This is a genomic window from Comamonas sp. 26, assembly GCF_002754475.1.
Classification (GTDB): domain Bacteria; phylum Pseudomonadota; class Gammaproteobacteria; order Burkholderiales; family Burkholderiaceae_C; genus Comamonas.
This window is the reverse complement of record NZ_PEFL01000002.1, coordinates 770869-789066: the sequence shown is the minus strand read 5'-3', so window position 1 is coordinate 789066 and position 18198 is coordinate 770869. Positions and strand designations below refer to the sequence as shown.

Sequence of the window (18198 nt, the reverse complement as noted above, 5' to 3'; positions counted from 1 at the left end):
TGTTCAACGGATTGCACGCATTCGTTTGTGAATGCGTGCAGATCATTTTGCGGAAATCACCCATGAGCGCAGACCTTCCACACGAGCACAGTGACACGGAGCAGCCGCTGGCCCCGCAGCAGATTGACGCCTTCTGGAGCGATTTTTCCAGTCAGCTGAGCCAGCTGGAGGCACTGGATGGCCACGAGTTTGTGGAGCGCGCCAATGAAGTGCTGCAGCAATACGCGCCGGGTCTGAGTCTGGAACTGGAGGGTAAGCTCAAGGAGGCGAGCTCCAAGCTGGTGATTTCTGCCCATGGCAATACTGCCCAGTTTGAAAATGCTCAGGCCATGGTGCGCAAAGCGCCGCATTTTGAGCACTACAGCGTGCAGGCATTTCGCAGCCGCGCGCTGGGCAGCAACTTTGGCATGCGCATGGACGGCTTCGAGCTGGCCTGCTCCGATGTGCGCGTGGGCTACTTCAATGCGGGCGGTATCACCGGACTCAAGCTCTCGTTTGAGAAAAGCATTGCGCCAGACATGATGGAGCAAGCGCAACACATGACTTTCATCATGCTGGACCATGTGCTGGGTGAGTGGGATTTTTCAGTGCGCGTAGGTCCGGTCGAGTTTGTTGATGAAGCGGCTGATGATGTGCATGGCACGGCGCTGCTGTCTGACTTCCCCCCCATTTTTGATGCTTTCATTCGCGAGCAACTGGGGCGCAGCTACGAGTTCCCGCAAGAAGATACCGACCGCTGGATTTCTCTGGAAGTCCGTGCCCACGGCGCTGCTGAAGATTCACCGCCCGATATTCTGACCTTTCACGACGGTGCCAATGCCGTGGCCACGCGTGCCGATCTGTCGCACTTTCTGGAGTGGCGCATGCGCTTTGCCAGTCAGGAAGAGCTGGACGGCGTGCGCGATGCGCAGGACGCGCTGGATGAACAGCTCAGCAGCCAGCAGCGCGGCATTCTGGCGTTCTCGCGCATTGAAGACATGCGCTCGCGCGTTGCCACTTACTATGTGGAAGACCCAGCCCATGCCATGCAACTGGCGCAGCAACTGGCCAAGCAGAATGCGTCGGGACTTGAGCCGCAGTTGTCGGTGATTTTTGATCCTTCGTGGAACGAATATCTGTCGCTGTACGCCGCTGTTCATCGCAATGACCGCCAGCAGGAGGAGCTCGTTTCATGATCACTTCGCGTGAGCAATTGCAGCAGCTTTATGCAGCGCCTGCGGAGCGGGCTCTGCTCAAGCAGCAGTGGGAGCTTGACCGTTACTGCCTGCGCTTTATCGCCCTGTCGCCATTTCTGGTCATGTCCACGGGTGGTTGCAACGGTAGTTTGCTGGATGCGTCGCCGCGTGGCGGCAAGCCAGGCTTCGTCAAGGCCGCAGACTCCAATACGCTGCTCATCCCCGATGCGGGTGGCAACAACCGACTGGATAGTCTGTGTAATCTGGTCGACGACCCGCGTCTGGGTTTGCTGTTTTTTGTACCAGGCTTTGACGAGACCCTGCGCGTCAACGGCACGGCCCAGTTACGCGATGAGGCGCATTACACAGCGCTGTTTGCCAGTGATTACTTTCGGCCCAAGCTGGTCATTGAAGTCAATGTGAAAGAGGCCTATCTGCACTGTGCCAAGGCGCTGATGCGATCCAAGCTGTGGAGCGCCGAGGCACAGGTGTCACGCAATGTCATGCCTTCGCTCAATCAGATTATTCAGTCGCAGATGGGCATCACCACCGAGCCTGAAGCACAGGATCTGATGGTCGCCCGCTACAAGGCCCTGATCGCAGCCGAGGAACTGAAGAAAACTTGATAGCGGATAGCGTTTTATTCCAAAGGAATTTTTATGAAAACAACATTGAAATCCATTTTCAGTAAGCGCAAGCAGCTATGAAATCAATACTGATCTTGGGCACCTCACGCGGGCTGGGGCGGGCTTTGACAGAGGCCTATCTGGCACAGGGCCAGCGCGTGATTGCCACCGTGCGCAAGAGCGAAGACATGGCCCCGCTGCAAGCGCTGGGTGCACAGGTGCTGAAGGTCGATCTGGCCGACCCCGCCAGCGTCAGCGGTCTGGCCTGGCAGCTCGATGGCAAAAGCATAGATCTCGCTCTGTATGTGGCGGGCGTTTGGGATGGTCACGCCGCAGGCGTGCCGCCCACACAGCAGCAGTTTGACAAAGTCATGCACAGCAATGTGCTGGGCTTTATGCAGGCCCTGCCGCAGATTGCACCCATGGTGCAAGAAACAGGCGGCGTGATTGCCGCGTTCTCCAGCGAGATGTCTTTGCTCGGAAGTGCCGACGAAAGCGCATGGCTGTACCGCGTCAGCAAGGCGGCGCTCAATATGGCGGTGGCCTCTGCCTGCCAGCAATGGCCGGGCCTGACCTTGCTGGCGCTGGACCCCGGCTGGACGCAGACCGACATGGGCGGCCCCGGTGCCACCGTACCTCTGGCGGATAGCGTCAAGGGGCTGATGAATGTGCTGGCGCAGGTGCAGCCCGAAGACCGTGGCAGCTTATGGCGCTACGACGGCACAAAAACAGAGCTTTTGGGTGCTTGAGCCAGGGTAGAACATAGGCATCCAGCTATCAATATCGGAGACATTCATGCTGCTGAACCAGGACCAGGAAATGATCCGCGATGCCATGCGCGACTTTGTGCGTGAGCAAATCACTCCGCACGCCGCGCGCTGGGACAAGGAGCATCAGTTTCCCAAAGATGTGCATCAGGGGCTGGCCGCACTGGGCGCTTACGGCATCTGCGTGCCTGAGGAACTGGGCGGCGCGGGCATGGACTATCTGAGCCTGGCGCTGGTGCTGGAAGAGATTGCAGCGGGCGACGGCGGCACCAGCACCGTCATCAGCGTGACCAACTGCCCGGTCAACGCTATCTTGATGAAATACGGCAATGCCCAGCAGCAGGAGTTCTGGCTGCGCCCTCTTGCGCAAGGCAAGATGCTGGGAGCTTTCTGCCTGACCGAGCCGCATGTGGGCTCAGATGCTTCGGCATTGCGCACCACGGCCGTGCGTGATGGAGACGACTACGTCATCAACGGCGTCAAGCAATTCATCACCAGCGGCAAGAATGGCGATGTGGCCATCGTCATTGCCGTGACGGACAAGGCCGCAGGAAAGAAGGGCATGAGCGCCTTTATCGTGCCCACCAGCAACCCCGGCTATCAGGTCGCGCGGCTGGAAGAAAAACTGGGCCAGCACAGCAGTGATACGGCGCAGATCAACTTTGAAAACTGCCGTATTCCCGCTGCCAACTTGATTGGTGCGGAAGGCGAGGGCTACAAGATTGCCCTGAGCGCCCTGGAAGGCGGGCGCATTGGCATCGCCGCCCAAAGCGTGGGCATGGCGCGTGCCGCATTTGAATGTGCTCTGCAATACAGCAAAGAGCGCGAGAGCTTTGGTCAACCCATCTTCAATCATCAGGCCGTTGGATTCAGGCTTGCTGAATGCGCTACACAAATTGAAGCGGCACGGCAGCTCATCTGGCATGCGGCCAGCCTGCGCGATGCGGGTTTGCCATCCTTGAAGGAGGCGGCCATGGCCAAGCTGTTTGCCAGCGAAATGGCCGAGCGTGTGTGCAGCGCTGCCATCCAGACGCTGGGTGGTTATGGCGTGGTGAACGACTTCCCCGTGGAGCGCATTTACCGCGATGTACGTGTGTGCCAGATTTATGAAGGGACCAGTGACGTGCAAAAAATCCTTATCCAGCGCGCGCTGGCCTGATTTGCAAGCGGGCTGCGCGCAAATGCCCACACTTGTCAACCGCCAGGGGCGGTATTGTGGTGCTCTAGGGCCAAGCCGGTTGCCGATGTCACAAGGCCTGCCTAGGATGTGATCAGCGGGACCGATCTTCTACGATGTGTCCCAAGGGTTTCCACCATTTGAAGCAGGAGTCCAGCGCATGCCTTTTGCCCAGGTCAATGGCCAGAACATCTACTACGAAGACACAGGAGGGCGTGGCCCGGCGCTGGTGTTCTCGCATGGCTTGCTCATGGATCACTCCATGTTCGAGCCGCAGATACAGGCGTTGCAGGGGCGCTACCGCTGCATCAGCTGGGACGAGCGTGGCCATGGGCAGACGGCGGATCCCGAGCATTGCGAGTCGTTCACCTATTACGACTCTGCCGATGATCTGGCGGCGCTGCTCAAGCATTTGGGCGTGGAAAAAGCCGTGCTGGTGGGCATGTCGCAAGGCGGCTATCTGTCGCTGCGCTGCGCACTGATTCACCCTGAGGTAGTGGGTGCGCTGGTGTTGATAGACACGCAAGCCATGCTGGAAGACCCCGAGTTGCTGCCGCATCACGAGGCCTTGCTCAAAGCGTGGATGGAGCATGGCCTTTCAGACGATATGGCAAGCACGGTGGAGCAGATTATTCTGGGCCAGGGCTGGGAGGGCGCTGCGGAGTGGCGTGCCAAATGGAAGCAGGCTTCACCCGTCAATCTGGGGCAGAGCTTTGTGGCGCTGGCGCTGCGTGATGACATCAGTCCGCGTCTGGCCGAGATCAAGGTGCCTGCGCTGGTCATTCATGGTGATAAAGATGCGGCGATCAGCGTAGAGCGTGCGCGGGCCATGTTCAAGGCCTTGCCCAATGCCCAGTGGATGGATGTGGCGGGCGCAGGCCATGCCGCGAATCTCACGCACCCAGAGCCTGTGAATGCCTCCATCCAGCAGTTTCTGGATCAGTTGCACTGAACTCAGGCTTCGCCCAGGTCCGCCGCGCTGCGCTTGCGCAAAACCACGGTGATCTGACCATTGGTTTCGATGGTGGCGCGTTCTACATCATGGGCGTTCAGGCAGCCATTGGAACGAAGGGCGGCCGCCAAGTCTTCGGCCGTAATCTGCTCTTGCGTCATCAGGTTGGGCTGTACCAAGCCCTGGTGAATCAAGACCTTGGGTTTGCCGTTCACCAGTTTGCGCAGACTGGCAAAGTGATAAGTCAGGCGCGAGAGCAGGGCATGGCAGGCGATGAGCGTGCTGGCGCTGATAAGGCCGCCAATCAGCGAGTTATCCCCTGCATTCATGGAGTTCTGTACCGCGTTGGAAAGTATCAGCAGCAGCACCAGATCAAAGGGGGCGTATTGCCCCGTCTGGCGCCTGCCGGTGATGCGCAGAAACACCAGCAAAAACAGATAGACGGCGACGCCGCGAACCACAAACTCCCACCAGGGAACCGCCATGGCCAACATAGATACTCCTTTGAACTGCGAGCACTTTGCGCTTGCGTGCGGGTCTGCGCAAGCGAAGCCTGCATGCTCCGCATTGGGCTGACAATATCGCGTTGCTGACCCAAGCTCATTTCAGGGCAGAGAACGAGGTGTTGTGAAAGAAGTCGAAAACAAGCTGGACTGTCCCTGCGGACGTAAAAATGCCAAAGGTAAGTTGCTGGCCTATGCCGATTGCTGCGGTCGCTATATGGATCATTGGGATATGCAACCCGCGCCTGATGCCGAGGCGCTGATGCGCTCGCGCTACAGCGCATTCGTGCGTGAGAACCCAAACTATCTGCAAGCGACCTGGCATGAAAGTCAGCGCCCGGCTGATCTGGATTTTGATGCCTCTACCAAATGGCTGGGGCTGGAGGTCAAGAAGTTCAAAGTGACGGGTAAGGATGCAGCCGAGGTTGAATTCGTTGCCCGCTACCGCATCTCTGGCCGCGCCGTGCGCCTGCATGAGCGCAGCCGCTTTGTGCGCGAGGCCGGGCGCTGGTATTACGTGGATGGCGACCAGTTCTGATATACAGGTGTCAGTGGATCAGCTCGCCGTGACGACTGTGGACCTGAGAGCGCGGCTGCGCTTGCTGCAATCGCTGACTTCGCGTGGCTCCTCGGAAATTGCGGCGCTGTTGATTCCTCCGGCCATCCTCTGGCTTGCCACACGCAGCGCTCCGGCGCTGGTGACTCCGCTGCTGGTCTGGTGGGGCCTCATGGCGGTCATGGCCATGGGGTTGATGGGCTTTCGTTTGCATCTGCGGCGACAGTGGCGGGCGCTCGAGGGGCACGAGGCCGATGCGCGCCTGCTGCGGCGCTGGGAGCGCCAGCTGGCGTTGGCCGGGCTGATCAACGGTTTGATGTGGGCCACTGCAATCTGGTTTACATGGCCGCCCAGCCATGTCGATCTCAGACTGTTTGTCTATCTGGTTCTGGTCGGTGTGCTGGCGTCCGGTACAACCTTTCTGGCCCCGGTGCCCCTTGTTTTTGGCGGATTTTTCACGGGCATCTACGTGCCTATGTTGGCTGCGGCGGCGTGGTATTTTCCGAGCAAGGGCAATTATCTGCTGCCCCTGCTGCTGTTGTTCGGGCTGACGATTGGCCGCCACGCCTGGGGGGCCAGGCAGTTTGTGCGCCAGCAACTCGCCCATGAGCGTGAGCGCCAGGCCCTGGCCGACAGCTACAGAGTCGCCAAGGTCGACGCGGAGAATGCGCTGGCCGAGAAAAACTGGTTTCTCTCTGCAGCCAGCCATGACCTGCGCCAACCTCTGCATGCCCTGGGACTGATGCTGGAAGCCACCCGTCAGCGCAATTGCGATGCCGAAGTAGCGGGTTTGCTGGATGATGTTCAGGATTGCGCCCGTGATCTGGGAGGCATGTTCAATGACTTGCTGGATCTGTCGCGTCTCGAAAGTTGCACCTTTGTCCAGCACCCGCAGGCTGTCGCAGTGGCTCAGGTGTTTGAAGAGGCGCGACGTATGTTCGCCCATGACGCGGCCCAACGCGGATTGACACTTTCCATCTTCACGCCCCGGCGGCAAGCGGCAGTGCTGCATGCCGATCCGGCCTTGCTGCGGCAGATGGTGTTCAACCTGGTGCAGAACGCTTTGCGCTATACGGCCAGTGGCGGCGTGCTGCTGGGCTGTCGGCGCAGACAGGGACGCTGGCAGCTGCAGGTCTGGGACACAGGGTCAGGCATAGCGGCTGAGGAGCAGACCAGGATCTTCAGCCGTCACTATCGTGCTTCCTCCAGTCAGGAGCATGAATCGCACCCTGGTTTGCCGCCAGGTTTGCGTGGGCATGGTCTTGGGTTGTCCGTGGTGGCGTTGGCGGCAGAATATCTGGGAGTGGACTATGGTGTGCAGTCCCGTCTGGAAAGCGGTTCCTGTTTCTGGTTGCACTGGCCGCAGCAGCCAGAGATGCCTGCAGTCGTTGATGCCAGCAGTCTGGATGGCCGTACGGGAGCTGGAAAACTGGCCCGTTTGCAGGGGCGCTGCCTGGTGCTGGACAACGAGGCACTAGTGGGTCAGGCCATGGAGCGCATTCTGCAGGCATGGGGTGTTGAGGTGCGCTGGGTGCGCTCGGGTCGGCAGGTGTGGACAGTGCTGGGCAGCGGCTGGTTGCCGGACTTCGTGTTGTGCGACCAGCAACTGGACGGTAGCGAACAGGGGTTTGATGTGCTGCAGCAAGTGCTGGATGGTCTGCCGCAGGCCAGCGGTGCCCTCATGAGTGGCGACATGGCTGCACTGGAGCAGGCACAGGAGCAAGGCTATCTGGTATTGCCCAAGCCATTGCAACCACAGGAGTTGCACGCCATCCTCGCGCGTTGCTTTGCTCAGCTGTCCAATGCCTGATCGTCGCTGAGCTCCACCCCGCGCAGCTTGGTGAACAGCTCGACCCGGTTGGCCGCCCCAAGCCGTTGCAGGACCGCCGTCACATGCTCCTTGACCGTGTGCTCCGACAGACTCAGGGCTTGCGCAATCGCACGATTGGGTTTGCCTCGCAGCACGAGGGTTAGTACCTGGGCCTGGCGGGCGGTGATGCCGAGTTCTCTGGCCGTCATTCGAAGCGGGTGGGTCTCGGCGCTAGCAGGACGAAGGTGCTCGGGCATTTCGAACCATTGACCGCCGGACAACAGCGCCTGCACGGCGGCCAAAAAATCATCTGTGGACCGCGCTTTGGCCACAAAGCCGTGCGCCCCGGCTGCACGGGCTTTGCTGGCGATGGCCGGATGCCTGTCTCCGCTGGTCATCAGAATGCGCGTGGCCGGAGCCAGGCTCAGCATGTCTTTGATGAAACGTGTGGCGTCGTCTTCATCCAGCCAGAAATCGACCACGGTCAATAGCGGCGCTCCTTCGCTGGCCATCAGTGTCAGGGCCTGATTGCCGCTTTCGGCCGTCAGCACACGCTTGAAGTGAGGCAGTTGCAGCAGCATATGCCGGGCCCCTTGGGCGACGAGGGGGTGGTCGTCGATCACCAGTGCGTAGGCCTGTGAAGTCGTTTGAGAAAACATTGCAGAGGAAGCCGTCTGGGACATGTCTTGTGCTTTATCGGAGCGAATCTGTCAGTACAGAAATCGGTAAGCGGTAACAAATACCCCCCTTGGGAGGGGTAACGCCGTTGTGTCTGGATTCAGACAATTGTGGCGGGGCAACCGGTGTCCTGTAGCCGGTTTTACGTTCTGAAATAAGTACGAGGAGAGCATAAATGACATCAGTCCAACTGACCCGTAGAAGCGCAGCCTTGCTGATGCTAGCTAGCCTGGCCGCCTGCGGTGGTGGTGACGGCGGGAATGACGGAGGGGCCATTGGCGGTGGTTCGGATGGGGGATCGGGCGGCAACTCTGGCGGAGGCAGCGGTGGAGGCGATAACGGAGGCGGTAATGGTGGTGGCACTGGCAATCAGGCCGTCACGGGGACCTACAAGTTGGGCGGCCAGACCGCTAGCAGCCATGCGCAGATGTTGGATGCCGCCAACAGCATGGGTGCCGACGGCTATGCGCTGTTCAGCTCGCTGGCGGGCTCGATTTCTGCGACCGGCGCGGAGATCGGCGACTTCTACCTTACAGATACTGCGCATGCAGGGCGCAAGTTCAGCTATGTCAATCCTGCGGCGCAGCCATCGCGCATCGGCTTTCTGGCACAGCTGAATCAACAGGGCAGCAGCGGCTATATGTACAAGTCCGATGCGGTGTTCAGCGATATCAGCGACATCCGCAGCGTCTATGTCAAGGACAACAGCCGTAGCGACCAGTTCAGCTACAGAGCGGTGACACCTGTGGGAACGACCGCCGAAGACTTTGCCGCAGAGCTGAACAGCCAAGGCGCCGAAGGCTATCGTTATCTGGGTCCTCAGATCATCAACAACGAACTGTTCAGTCTGTATGCCAAGCGCAATGACAGCGTTACCTACAGCTACCAGGTCGACAAACTCAGCAGCCCTTCCTCGGCTGCCGATGCTGCAGCAATGAGAACGAGCCTGGCCCAAAAGGGTGCGGACGGCTGGTTCATTCGCGGCACGCAGGGGCTGGGTAGCGACCCGATGAACATGAACTATGTGGATGTCTTCGAGAAAAGCTCGGCACAGAACGGTGCCATTGAATATCTGGTCGAGGCATCGTCAGTCAATGACGCGCTCACGACCCAGCTGAGCAATATGAATGCCAATGCGGCTAAAGGCTTTTTCTACTTCAGCGGCATCATGACCGCCGACAATAAGACCAGCACCATCTACGTCAAGAATAGCGCGTGGATGATTCATCCGCTGGCCGGAGTGTCCTTCCCCTGAACTTGAAAAGGGCGTGAGCGCATAATATTGCCCTCAGTTTCTTGATCCGAGGCGCCGCTGGGCGCCTTTTTTGCATCCGACGATGCGCTGGTGATGTTTCCATGACTGCTTTTGATGCTGTGCTTTTTGACTGTGATGGCGTGCTGGTCGACAGCGAATCCATCACCAACCGCGTGCTGTGCACCATGCTCAACGAATCGGGCTGGGCCATCAGCCAGGAGCAGTGCACGCGTGACTTCATCGGCAAGACGGTGCGCAGCCAGGCAGCGGTGATCGAAGCCCACACCGGAAAGCCTTTGACCGATGCATGGATGGCCGAGTTTTACGACCGCCGCAACGCCGCCTTGAATGCCGAGCTGGTGGCGATTGATGGCGCGTTGGAGGCAGTCAAGCAGTTGCATGCGATGTGCAATGGGCGTATTGCCTGCGCCTCGGGTGCAGACCGCGCCAAGGTGGAGATGCAGCTGGCCAAGGTCGGTATGGCTGGGTACTTTGAAGGCCATGTTTACAGCGGCCATGAGATGCCGCGCAGCAAGCCCTTCCCCGATGTGTATCTGGCAGCAGCCAAGGCGCTGGATGCAGACCCTGCCAAGTGCCTGGTTGTGGAAGACACGGTGACGGGCGTGCAGGCGGGCGTCGCTGCGGGCGCAACCGTCTGGGGTTACTTCCCTGCGGATCAGGGGCACGCATCGGCAGAGCAATTGCTGGAGGCCGGTGCTGCCTGCGTGTTTGGCGACATGGGCGACTTGCCCGCCATGTTTGATGCGGTGCGCAAGAGCGCGGCCAGCATGCTTGCGGGCGATGGCTACGAGCACGAAATCCAGTAAAGCAGATCGTTGATCAGTCCCAGATTGATAGCGCCTCGCGCAGGCGCTGCATGGGCTGATCATCAATAACGCTGTTGTGCAGCAGTATTACGCGCTGCACGGGCAGGTTTTTGACCTGCTGGACCCACGTGCGCATGGCGGCTTTGTCCCTGACCAGCAGGCGCACGGTGCGTGGCACGGTCAGGCGCTCATGCCCGCCCGTCAGCCCCAGATACATGCGCACCGGCAGGCTCAGCGGCCCTTGCCAGCATTGCAGCACATCGGTGGCAATCAGGCTGCCGCTGGCGGGGTGAAACCACAGCGTTTCATCCAGCAGCGCAAAGCCGTCCAGATAAATGCATTGCAGCTCGCCCGCCCAGGGCGCTTCGTCGTTGGCGGGTAATGGCTCCAGCAGTGGCTGATCGGGGTGCTTGCGCAGCACGCCCGCTGTTCCATAGAGCCGGGCCTGTGGATAAAGTTTGGCCAGCTTGCCAACAAACAGATGGTGCATGGCGCTGGGGGCGACGATGTGGCGCAGCGGCCCGATGGCGTCGAGCGCCGCTTTTTGTGCTGGCGACAGCGGCACGGCGGAGTGCGAGAACAGGCTGCCATCAGCCAGTCGTATCACGGTCATGCGCGTGCTGACCTTCATTCCTGCATTGGTAAATGGATAGTGGAGACTCCATACCCCATCTGTGATGGCTTGCCATTTCTCTGTGGACTCTTGCATGCTGGCTCCTTGGCTTATGCGGCGCGTTGACCGGCGGTCTTGCGAAATTCTGAGGGCGATAGTCCCGTCCACAGCCTAAAGGCGCGGATAAAACTTTTGTCGTTCATAAAGCCGCATGCCTGCGCCACGCGCTTGATGGGACGGCTGGTGCGCAGCAGCAGTGCAATCGCACGCTCACGTCGAATGTCATCCTTCAGCGCCTGCAGCGAAATACCCTCTTCTTTGAGCTGGCGGTGCAGGCTGCGCTGCGACAGATGCAACTGGCGCGAGAGTGTCTCGGCCGTCTGCTGCTCTTCACCACCGGCGGCCAGCAGCTGGCGCACGCGCTGCACCAGTGTTTTCTCGCGCTGATAGGGGCGTACCTGTATGGGCAGTGCGCGCTGCAGCATGTGGTTCAGCGCGGCCTCATCGCGCGCCAGCGGGGCCTGCAGCCAGCGCGCCTCAAACTGCAGGCTGGCAACCGGCGCATCAAACCCGATGCTGCCCGGCGCAAACAGCACCTTGTAGACATTGGCATGGGCCGGTGTGGCAAACGGAAAGCTGGCGTGCTGCAGGCTGATGGGTTCGTTGATGAGCCAGCTGGCAAAACCATGAATATTGCGCAGCACTGACACCATGCAGAACTCGCGCATGGCACCCAGCGCACGGCTTTCATGCAGGGTGAGTGTGGCCGTACCAGCCTGCTCGCTGAGCTGCAGCTGAATGTCGCCCGTAATCAGCCCGTGGTGGCGGCACCAGCGCGCCAGAGCCAGACCGAGATTGGGTGCGCTGATGCTGGCGCGCGCCAGCATGCCGTAGCTGCCCCAGGGCAGGCGGCGCTCGAACCAGCCCAGTCCTTCATCGTCCAGCTCGCGCATGGCGGCGTCTGAAAGGGCCTCCATCTGCAAGGCCGTGATGCACTCGCTCGCATTGTTTACCAGGCTTGGCGGGATTTGTGCCTTTTCAAGTGCAGCCAGCGGCGACATCTGCCTTTGCTCATAGGCCCGGACGATGGGTTGAACAAACGCCATGGGGGTAATTGCCGGGTGCGATTTGAGCACGGAACTGGCATGGTGTGGCAGTGGAGTCTTGATCAGTGAAGGCGTCAGCATTTGGCAATTATTGCAACCTGTCTGACTTTATCTGAACAGGGCTTGCCCTTATTCTGGGCTGAATTCGGTGCCGAGGAGACCCGTGATGCCATCGCAAGTAAACGTGCTGACCGCCAGCTACGCCAAAGGGCGTACAGATGTGCCGTTGATTGAACAGACCATTGGCGATTTTTTTGCCGACATGGCGCAGCGCCAGGGCAGCCGTGATGCGCTCGTCAGCCGCCATCAAGGCCTGCGTTACAGCTATGGGCAGCTGCATGCTGCCTCGCGCCAGCTGGCCAGTGCCTTGCTGAATCTGGGCTTGGTCAAAGGCGACCGCGTTGGCATCTGGAGCCACAACAATGCGCAGTGGGTTCTGCTGCAACTGGCGACTGCGCAGGTGGGACTTATTCTGGTCAACATCAACCCGGCGTATCGCACGACCGAGGTGGAATACGCGCTCAACAAAGTGGGATGCAAAGCGCTGGTTGCCATGCCGCAATTCAAGACCAGCGACTACCTTGGAATGCTGCGCGAACTGGCTCCTGAGCTGCTGACCAGCGAGCCCGGCCAGTTGCAGGCCAAGCGCTTGCCCGAGCTGCGCACCGTGATCTGGATTGATGTGGCGGGCCAAGGTGACGAGCAGTCCGGAATGCTGCGTTTTTCAGAGCTGATGGCGCAAGGTGAGAGCGGGGATGAGCGCATTAACGCTATTGCTGCCACGCTCAGCAACAACGACCCCATCAACATTCAGTTCACCAGCGGCACCACGGGCTTCCCCAAGGGGGCGACGCTGACGCATCGCAATATTCTGAACAACGGCTTCTTCATCGGCGAATGCATGAGACTGACGCCCGAAGACCGGCTCTGCATTCCTGTGCCGCTGTACCACTGCTTTGGCATGGTGCTGGGCAATCTGGCTTGCTTCACGCATGGCTCGACCGTCGTCTACCCGAACGACGGCTTCGATCCCCTCACCGTGCTGGAGACCGTGCAGGCCGAGAAATGCACAGGCCTGCATGGCGTGCCCACCATGTTTATTGCCGAGCTGGATCACCCGCGCTTTGCGGAGTTTGATCTGTCCACCTTGCGCACCGGCATCATGGCCGGATCACCGTGCCCCACCGAGGTGATGAAGCGCGTGGTGCGCGATATGCACCTGAGCGAGATCACCATCGCCTACGGCATGACCGAGACCAGCCCCGTCAGCTGCCAGAGCGATGCCGATACGCCGCTGGAAAAACGCGTCTCGACTGTGGGCAAGGTGCAGCCGCATCTGGAAGTGAAGATGGTCGACCCGGTGACGGGCGAGATCACGCAGCCCGGTGTATCAGGCGAGCTGTGTACGCGAGGTTATTCCGTCATGCATGGCTACTGGGGTGATGAGGCAAAGACCCACGAAGCCATTGACGATGAGCAGTGGATGCACACCGGCGATCTGGCGACCATGGATGAGCAGGGTTACGTCAACATCGTGGGGCGCATCAAAGACATGGTGATTCGCGGTGGCGAGAACATCTACCCGCGTGAGATTGAGGAGTTTCTCTACCGCCACCCCAAGGTGCAGGATGTGCAGGTGGTGGGCGTGCCCGATGTGCGTTATGGCGAGGAGCTGTGCGCATGGGTCATCACCAAGCCCGGGCAGGCGCTGACAGAGGACGAGCTGCGCGAGTTCTGCAAGGGCCAGATTGCGCACTACAAGGTGCCGCGCTACATACGTTTTGTGCAAGCCTTCCCGATGACGGTGACGGGAAAGATTCAGAAATTCAAGATTCGCGACGAGATGATCGAGTTGCTGGATTTGCGTGTGATCAAGACCGCCTGAGCGACAAGCAGGGGCAGAAAAAACAAGCTAGTGGAGCGTGATCGCTCTGAGAGCCCAACCTTCAAAAGGCAAGCAATGAGCATTCTGGGGACACAACTGAATTCGCGTTCTGCGGACTTTCTGGCCAACGCCGCCGCCATGCAGACGCTGGTGAATGATCTGCATGCGCGCTGCGACCTGAACGCGCTGGGCGGCAATGAAGCTGCCCGCGCCAAGCATGTGGCACGCGGCAAGCTGCTGCCCCGCGAGCGTGTGCAGCGCCTGCTGGATGCGGGTACGCCGTTTTTGGAGCTCTCGCCACTGGCTGCGCTCAATATGTACGGCAACGATGCGCCGGGTGCGGGCGTTATCGCCGGTGTAGGCCGCGTCAGCGGTGTGGACTGCATGATCGTCTGCAACGACGCTACCGTGAAGGGCGGAACCTACTACCCCATGACGGTGAAGAAGCACCTGCGCGCGCAGGAAGTTGCGGCACAGAACCATCTGCCCTGCATTTATCTGGTGGACTCGGGCGGTGCCAACCTTCCCAATCAGGATGAGGTCTTCCCCGACCGCGAACACTTTGGCCGCATCTTCTTCAACCAGGCCAATATGAGCGCGCAGGGCATCTCGCAGATCGCGGTGGTCATGGGCAGTTGCACGGCCGGTGGCGCCTATGTGCCGGCCATGAGCGACGAGTCCATCATCGTCAAAAATCAGGGCACAATTTTTCTCGGTGGCCCGCCGCTGGTGAAGGCCGCCACGGGCGAGGTGGTCAGCGCCGAGGATCTGGGCGGCGGCGATGTGCATACGCGCCTGTCTGGCGTGGCCGATCATCTGGCCGAGAACGATTTGCACGCGCTGGCGCTGGCACGCCAGGCCGTTGCCAATTTGAATAGAAACAAGCCGCAAGCCAACGCAGATCAAGCGCCAGCAGCTCCTCTTTTTGAGAGCGATGAGCTGTATGGCGTGATCCCCGTCGATACCCGCAAACCTTTTGATGTGCGCGAGATCATTGCGCGCATCGTGGACGGCAGCCAGTTCGATGAATTCAAGGCGCGCTTTGGCAACACGCTGGTTTGCGGCTTTGCGCGCATTGAAGGCATGCAGGTCGGCATCATTGCCAACAACGGCATTTTGTTCAGCGAATCGGCCGTCAAGGGAGCGCACTTTATTGAGCTGTGCTGCCAGCGCAAGGTGCCGCTGGTGTTTTTGCAGAACATCACCGGCTTCATGGTGGGCCGCAAGTACGAGAACGAAGGCATTGCCCGCCACGGTGCCAAGCTGGTGACGGCTGTGGCCACGGCGGCGGTGCCCAAGTTCACCATCATCATTGGCGGCAGCTTTGGCGCGGGCAACTACGGCATGTGCGGTCGCGCTTATTCGCCGCGCTTTTTGTGGATGTGGCCAAACGCGCGCATCAGCGTCATGGGCGGCGAGCAGGCCGCCAGCGTGCTGGCCACCGTCAAACGCGACGGTATTGAATCCAAGGGCGGCAGCTGGAGCGCCGAGGAGGAAGAGGGCTTCAAGGCCCCGATTCGCCAGCAGTATGAAGACCAGGGTCATCCTTACTACGCCACGGCCCGCCTGTGGGATGACGGCGTGATCGACCCGGCTGACACGCGCCGCGTGCTGGCGCTGGGCCTGGCGGCATCGCGCAACGCACCGATTGAAGACACCCGGTTCGGCGTCTTCCGCATGTAAAAAAACGCCGAGTTACAGATCATGATGCGCCACCATTTTTTCATCGCTCTCTCGTCACTGCTGCTGGCTTTGCCCATGGCGGCAAGGGCAGAGCTTGCTGTGCAGCAAGTGGATGTGCGTATTCCCGTCGCCGTGCCTGCTGCTGGTGCATCGCCCGCGCACACCGCAGAGCTTGCAGGCCATATCTACCGGCCACAGGCTGTCGGTCCGTGGGGGCTGGTGGTGCTCAGCCACGGCACACCCAGCGGCAAAGAGGCCCGCGAGGCATTGACGGAGCGCTATGCCCCGCAAGCCCGCGCCATTGCAGCACTGGGCTATGTGGTGGTGACGGGTTTGCGCCGGGGCTATGGCGCATCTGATGGGCCGCTGGCCGACCGTTATGGCCGCTGCGATGCGCCGGATTACATCCATGCTGCGCAAGAGGCCGCGCGTGATGTGGCGGCCATCATGGTCTATGGCCAGAAGCTGCCCGATGTGGATGCGGCCAAGGTGGTGCTCTTGGGCAAGTCTGCCGGGGGCTTTGCCTCGCTGGCGCTGGCCGCGCAGCAGCCTGCGGGTTTGCGCGGTGTGATCAATTTTGCTGGCGGGCGTGGTGCCCAGCCGCAGATGCGTGAAAAAGGCAGCGTGTGCGGCGAGCCTGAACTGCTGAAAACCGTGACCCGTTTTGCCGCCACCAGCCGTGTGCCGCAGCTGTGGATTTATGCAGAAAACGATAGCTACTTCCGCCCGCCACTGGTGCGTAAGATGGCTCAAAGTTATCAACAGGCCGGACACCCTCTGAGGCTGGTTTTTGTGCCGCCCAGCGGGCATGAAGGCCATCGCTTTTTTGATCTGCCAGCCAACATAGACCAATGGCTGCCGCAGGTGCGTGAATTCCTCGCGCAGCAAATGCCGGCCACAGCGACGGCTGCACTGCAAAGCAATTACTCGATGGGAGACAAACCATGACCGCTTTGACCTTGACCGTGGACGGTGGCATTGCCCGCATCACGCTGGCCCAGCCCGAGATTCGCAACGCCTTCAGCGATACCGGCATTGCCGAAATTACCGCCGCCTTTCACAAAGTGGGTGAGCGCGCCGATGTGCGCGCCGTGGTACTGGCGGCAGAAGGCCCGGCTTTTTGTGCGGGTGCCGATTTGAACTGGATGCGCCGCATGGCCGATTACTCCCGCGATGAAAACCGCGTGGACGCCGGCCTGCTGGCCGAGATGCTGCGCACCATCTACGAATGCCCCAAGCCCACGATTGCGCGCGTGCAGGGCGATGTGTATGCCGGCGGCATGGGCCTGGTGGCCTGCTGCGACATGGCGGTGGCGGTGGATACCGCAGGCTTTTGCCTGAGCGAGGTGAAGATTGGCCTCATCCCCGCCACCATCAGCCCCTATGTGCTGCGCGCCATGGGTGCGCGGGCGGCGCACCGCTACTTTTTGACGGGCGAGCGCTTTTCGGCGCAAGAGGCGCACCGCATCGGCTATGTGCACGAGGTGGTGGATGTTGATGGACTGGATTCCGTGGTCGACGGCTGGCTTAAACATCTGCTCAGCGCAGGCCCGGCGGCGGTTCGCGCCTGCAAGCGACTGGTGCTGGATGTGGCCGAGCGAGAAATCAATGAGCAGCTGATTGCCACCACCGTGGAGTCGATTGCCAACATTCGCGCCAGCAACGAGGGGCGCGAAGGCGTTCAGGCCTTTCTCAACAAACGCAAGCCCAGCTGGCTGCCCGGATGAGCGGAGCAGGACTGAACTGACAAACCTTGTGCCAGAGTCGTTTTAGAGTTTCGCCTCTGCATAAGGAAACACACCATGGATATCTGGCAAACCATCATCAGCTGGCTGCACCGCTCGGGCCTGCACATTGACCCCGAAACGGCGCAAGCCGTGGGCGATGCTGCCACGCAGGTGGGCGACGTCGCCGCCAAGGCAGGCCAGGCTGTGGGCCAGATGGACATGGGGCCATGCTGGCGCTGGCCGCCGCACTGGGCTGGGCCAGCGGCTTTAGGCTCTATGCCGTGGTGTTTGTGGTGGGCATGCTGGGCGTCACGGGCGTGATGCCCCTGCCCGGTAGCTTGCATGTGCTGGCCCATCCCATGGTGCTGGTCATCAGCGGCGGGCTGCTGTTTGTGGAGTTCTTTGCGGACAAGATTCCCGTGGTCGATTCGGTCTGGGACATGTTTCAGAGCGTGCTGCGCATTCCTGCCGGTGCGGCGCTGGCCGCTTCGGTCTTTGGTGCGGACAACACCACCATGGCCATGGCTGCCGCGCTGATGGGCGGCACGCTGGCTGCTACCAGTCAGGCGGCAAAGACCACAACGCGGGCACTCATCAACACCTCGCCAGAACCTTTCTCCAACGTGGGTGCCAGCCTGGCGGAGGACACGGTATCGCTGGGTGCCGTCTGGCTGGCGCTGGCCAACCCGCTGGTGTTTGGCGGCGTGCTGGTGGTGGTGGTGGTCGTGATGTGGCTGGTGATCTGGGCGCTGTGGCGTTTTCTCAAGGCGATTTTCAGACGCCTGCGTGGCGATACGGCTGTGCAGGATGTAGTGCAAAAAACATAGCTGCTTGCGCTTGATTGATAGGCGCTAGCGG

At 60.4% G+C, this 18198-nt stretch carries 17 protein-coding genes and 1 pseudogene; 14 read left to right on the top strand and 4 right to left on the bottom strand.

The features are described from left to right. The first annotated feature begins 62 nt into the window (after positions 1–62). From CLU84_RS18115 to CLU84_RS18095, 5 genes are all read left to right on the top strand, one after another. The gene (locus CLU84_RS18115; RefSeq protein WP_099739006.1) at positions 63–1175 is read left to right on the top strand and encodes a hypothetical protein; all 1113 of its coding nucleotides are present in this window, start codon (positions 63–65) and stop codon (positions 1173–1175) included. Beyond that, positions 1172–1801 carry an MSMEG_1061 family FMN-dependent PPOX-type flavoprotein gene (locus tag CLU84_RS18110; RefSeq protein ID WP_099739004.1) on the top strand — a complete coding sequence of 210 codons (630 nt, stop codon included), beginning with the start codon at positions 1172–1174 and terminating at the stop codon, positions 1799–1801. The genes CLU84_RS18115 and CLU84_RS18110 overlap by 4 nt, the downstream gene beginning before the upstream one ends. 77 nt (positions 1802–1878) lie before the next feature. After that, positions 1879–2550, top strand: a complete 672-nt coding sequence (locus CLU84_RS18105; protein ID WP_099739002.1) for an SDR family oxidoreductase — start codon at positions 1879–1881, stop codon at positions 2548–2550. Between the two features lie 46 nt (positions 2551–2596). Further along, positions 2597–3727: an acyl-CoA dehydrogenase family protein gene (locus CLU84_RS18100; protein WP_099739000.1), complete on the top strand. Its 1131-nt coding sequence runs from the start codon at positions 2597–2599 to the stop codon at positions 3725–3727. A 178-nt stretch (positions 3728–3905) separates the two neighbouring features. After that, on the top strand, positions 3906–4697 hold the full coding sequence (locus CLU84_RS18095; RefSeq protein ID WP_099738998.1) for an alpha/beta fold hydrolase: 792 nt from the start codon (positions 3906–3908) through the stop codon (positions 4695–4697). A 2-nt stretch (positions 4698–4699) separates the two neighbouring features. On the opposite strand, the gene CLU84_RS18090 is transcribed toward CLU84_RS18095, so the two are convergent. Beyond that, positions 4700–5191 (bottom strand): DUF421 domain-containing protein, encoded by a 492-nt coding sequence (locus tag CLU84_RS18090; RefSeq protein ID WP_099738996.1) that lies wholly within the window; start codon positions 5189–5191, stop codon positions 4700–4702. Positions 5192–5324: 133 nt separating this feature from the next. Between CLU84_RS18090 and CLU84_RS18085 the strand changes: the two genes are divergently transcribed. Beyond that, the gene (locus tag CLU84_RS18085; protein WP_099738994.1) at positions 5325–5738 is read left to right on the top strand and encodes a YchJ family protein; all 414 of its coding nucleotides are present in this window, start codon (positions 5325–5327) and stop codon (positions 5736–5738) included. A gap of 13 nt (positions 5739–5751) precedes the next feature. Continuing rightward, positions 5752–7566, top strand: coding sequence for a hybrid sensor histidine kinase/response regulator (locus CLU84_RS18080; protein ID WP_233210261.1), 1815 nt, complete (start codon positions 5752–5754; stop codon positions 7564–7566). On the opposite strand, the gene CLU84_RS18075 is transcribed toward CLU84_RS18080, so the two are convergent. Beyond that, positions 7548–8249: a response regulator transcription factor gene (locus CLU84_RS18075; RefSeq protein WP_099738990.1), complete on the bottom strand. Its 702-nt coding sequence runs from the start codon at positions 8247–8249 to the stop codon at positions 7548–7550. The two genes, CLU84_RS18080 and CLU84_RS18075, sit on opposite strands and share 19 nt — an antisense overlap. Before the next feature lie 170 nt (positions 8250–8419). On the opposite strand from CLU84_RS18075, the gene CLU84_RS18070 reads away from it, so the two are divergent. Together CLU84_RS18070 and CLU84_RS18065 are read left to right on the top strand one after the other, a co-directional pair. Beyond that, a complete protein-coding gene (locus CLU84_RS18070) occupies positions 8420–9499 on the top strand; it encodes a hypothetical protein (protein ID WP_099738988.1) in 1080 nt (359 codons plus the stop codon). 101 nt (positions 9500–9600) lie between these two features. Then, positions 9601–10326, top strand: coding sequence for an HAD family phosphatase (locus tag CLU84_RS18065; RefSeq protein ID WP_099738986.1), 726 nt, complete (start codon positions 9601–9603; stop codon positions 10324–10326). Between the two features lie 13 nt (positions 10327–10339). Here the strand turns inward: CLU84_RS18065 and CLU84_RS18060 are convergent, their stop codons facing one another. Next, positions 10340–11035, bottom strand: a complete 696-nt coding sequence (locus CLU84_RS18060; protein ID WP_099738984.1) for a DUF4336 domain-containing protein — start codon at positions 11033–11035, stop codon at positions 10340–10342. 14 nt (positions 11036–11049) lie between these two features. After that, a complete protein-coding gene (locus CLU84_RS18055; protein ID WP_099738982.1) occupies positions 11050–12126 on the bottom strand; it encodes an AraC family transcriptional regulator in 1077 nt (358 codons plus the stop codon). An 85-nt stretch (positions 12127–12211) separates the two neighbouring features. Here CLU84_RS18055 and CLU84_RS18050 point away from each other — a divergent pair, with 85 nt between their 5' ends. From CLU84_RS18050 to CLU84_RS18030, 5 genes and pseudogenes are all read left to right on the top strand, one after another. After that, the gene (locus CLU84_RS18050) at positions 12212–13930 is read left to right on the top strand and encodes an AMP-binding protein (RefSeq protein WP_099738980.1); all 1719 of its coding nucleotides are present in this window, start codon (positions 12212–12214) and stop codon (positions 13928–13930) included. 75 nt (positions 13931–14005) lie between these two features. Beyond that, positions 14006–15613 carry a carboxyl transferase domain-containing protein gene (locus CLU84_RS18045; protein ID WP_099738978.1) on the top strand — a complete coding sequence of 536 codons (1608 nt, stop codon included), beginning with the start codon at positions 14006–14008 and terminating at the stop codon, positions 15611–15613. Between the two features lie 21 nt (positions 15614–15634). After that, complete coding sequence (locus CLU84_RS18040; protein ID WP_099738976.1) at positions 15635–16561, top strand: S9 family peptidase; 927 nt, start codon at positions 15635–15637, stop codon at positions 16559–16561. After that, complete coding sequence (locus CLU84_RS18035) at positions 16558–17340, top strand: enoyl-CoA hydratase/isomerase family protein (RefSeq protein ID WP_099738974.1); 783 nt, start codon at positions 16558–16560, stop codon at positions 17338–17340. Before CLU84_RS18040 ends, CLU84_RS18035 begins: the two co-directional genes overlap by 4 nt. Before the next feature lie 75 nt (positions 17341–17415). Beyond that, a pseudogene (locus tag CLU84_RS18030) lies at positions 17416–18167 on the top strand (DUF4126 domain-containing protein). Positions 18168–18198: the final 31 nt, after the last annotated feature.

What these genes read in the sequence shown, in the direction of transcription:
- CLU84_RS18105 (WP_099739002.1), top strand. Translation starts at nt 1,879, where the DNA reads ATGAAATCAATACTGATCTTGGGCACCTCACGCGGGCTGGGGCGGGCT.
- CLU84_RS18055 (WP_099738982.1), bottom strand. Translation starts at nt 12,126, where the DNA reads ATGCTGACGCCTTCACTGATCAAGACTCCACTGCCACACCATGCCAGT.
- CLU84_RS18075 (WP_099738990.1), bottom strand. Translation starts at nt 8,249, where the DNA reads ATGTCCCAGACGGCTTCCTCTGCAATGTTTTCTCAAACGACTTCACAG.
- CLU84_RS18045 (WP_099738978.1), top strand. Translation starts at nt 14,006, where the DNA reads ATGAGCATTCTGGGGACACAACTGAATTCGCGTTCTGCGGACTTTCTG.
- CLU84_RS18060 (WP_099738984.1), bottom strand. Translation starts at nt 11,035, where the DNA reads ATGCAAGAGTCCACAGAGAAATGGCAAGCCATCACAGATGGGGTATGG.
- CLU84_RS18040 (WP_099738976.1), top strand. Translation starts at nt 15,635, where the DNA reads ATGATGCGCCACCATTTTTTCATCGCTCTCTCGTCACTGCTGCTGGCT.
- CLU84_RS18115 (WP_099739006.1), top strand. Translation starts at nt 63, where the DNA reads ATGAGCGCAGACCTTCCACACGAGCACAGTGACACGGAGCAGCCGCTG.
- CLU84_RS18070 (WP_099738988.1), top strand. Translation starts at nt 8,420, where the DNA reads ATGACATCAGTCCAACTGACCCGTAGAAGCGCAGCCTTGCTGATGCTA.
- CLU84_RS18110 (WP_099739004.1), top strand. Translation starts at nt 1,172, where the DNA reads ATGATCACTTCGCGTGAGCAATTGCAGCAGCTTTATGCAGCGCCTGCG.
- CLU84_RS18090 (WP_099738996.1), bottom strand. Translation starts at nt 5,191, where the DNA reads ATGTTGGCCATGGCGGTTCCCTGGTGGGAGTTTGTGGTTCGCGGCGTC.
- CLU84_RS18095 (WP_099738998.1), top strand. Translation starts at nt 3,906, where the DNA reads ATGCCTTTTGCCCAGGTCAATGGCCAGAACATCTACTACGAAGACACA.
- CLU84_RS18100 (WP_099739000.1), top strand. Translation starts at nt 2,597, where the DNA reads ATGCTGCTGAACCAGGACCAGGAAATGATCCGCGATGCCATGCGCGAC.
- CLU84_RS18050 (WP_099738980.1), top strand. Translation starts at nt 12,212, where the DNA reads ATGCCATCGCAAGTAAACGTGCTGACCGCCAGCTACGCCAAAGGGCGT.
- CLU84_RS18035 (WP_099738974.1), top strand. Translation starts at nt 16,558, where the DNA reads ATGACCGCTTTGACCTTGACCGTGGACGGTGGCATTGCCCGCATCACG.
- CLU84_RS18065 (WP_099738986.1), top strand. Translation starts at nt 9,601, where the DNA reads ATGACTGCTTTTGATGCTGTGCTTTTTGACTGTGATGGCGTGCTGGTC.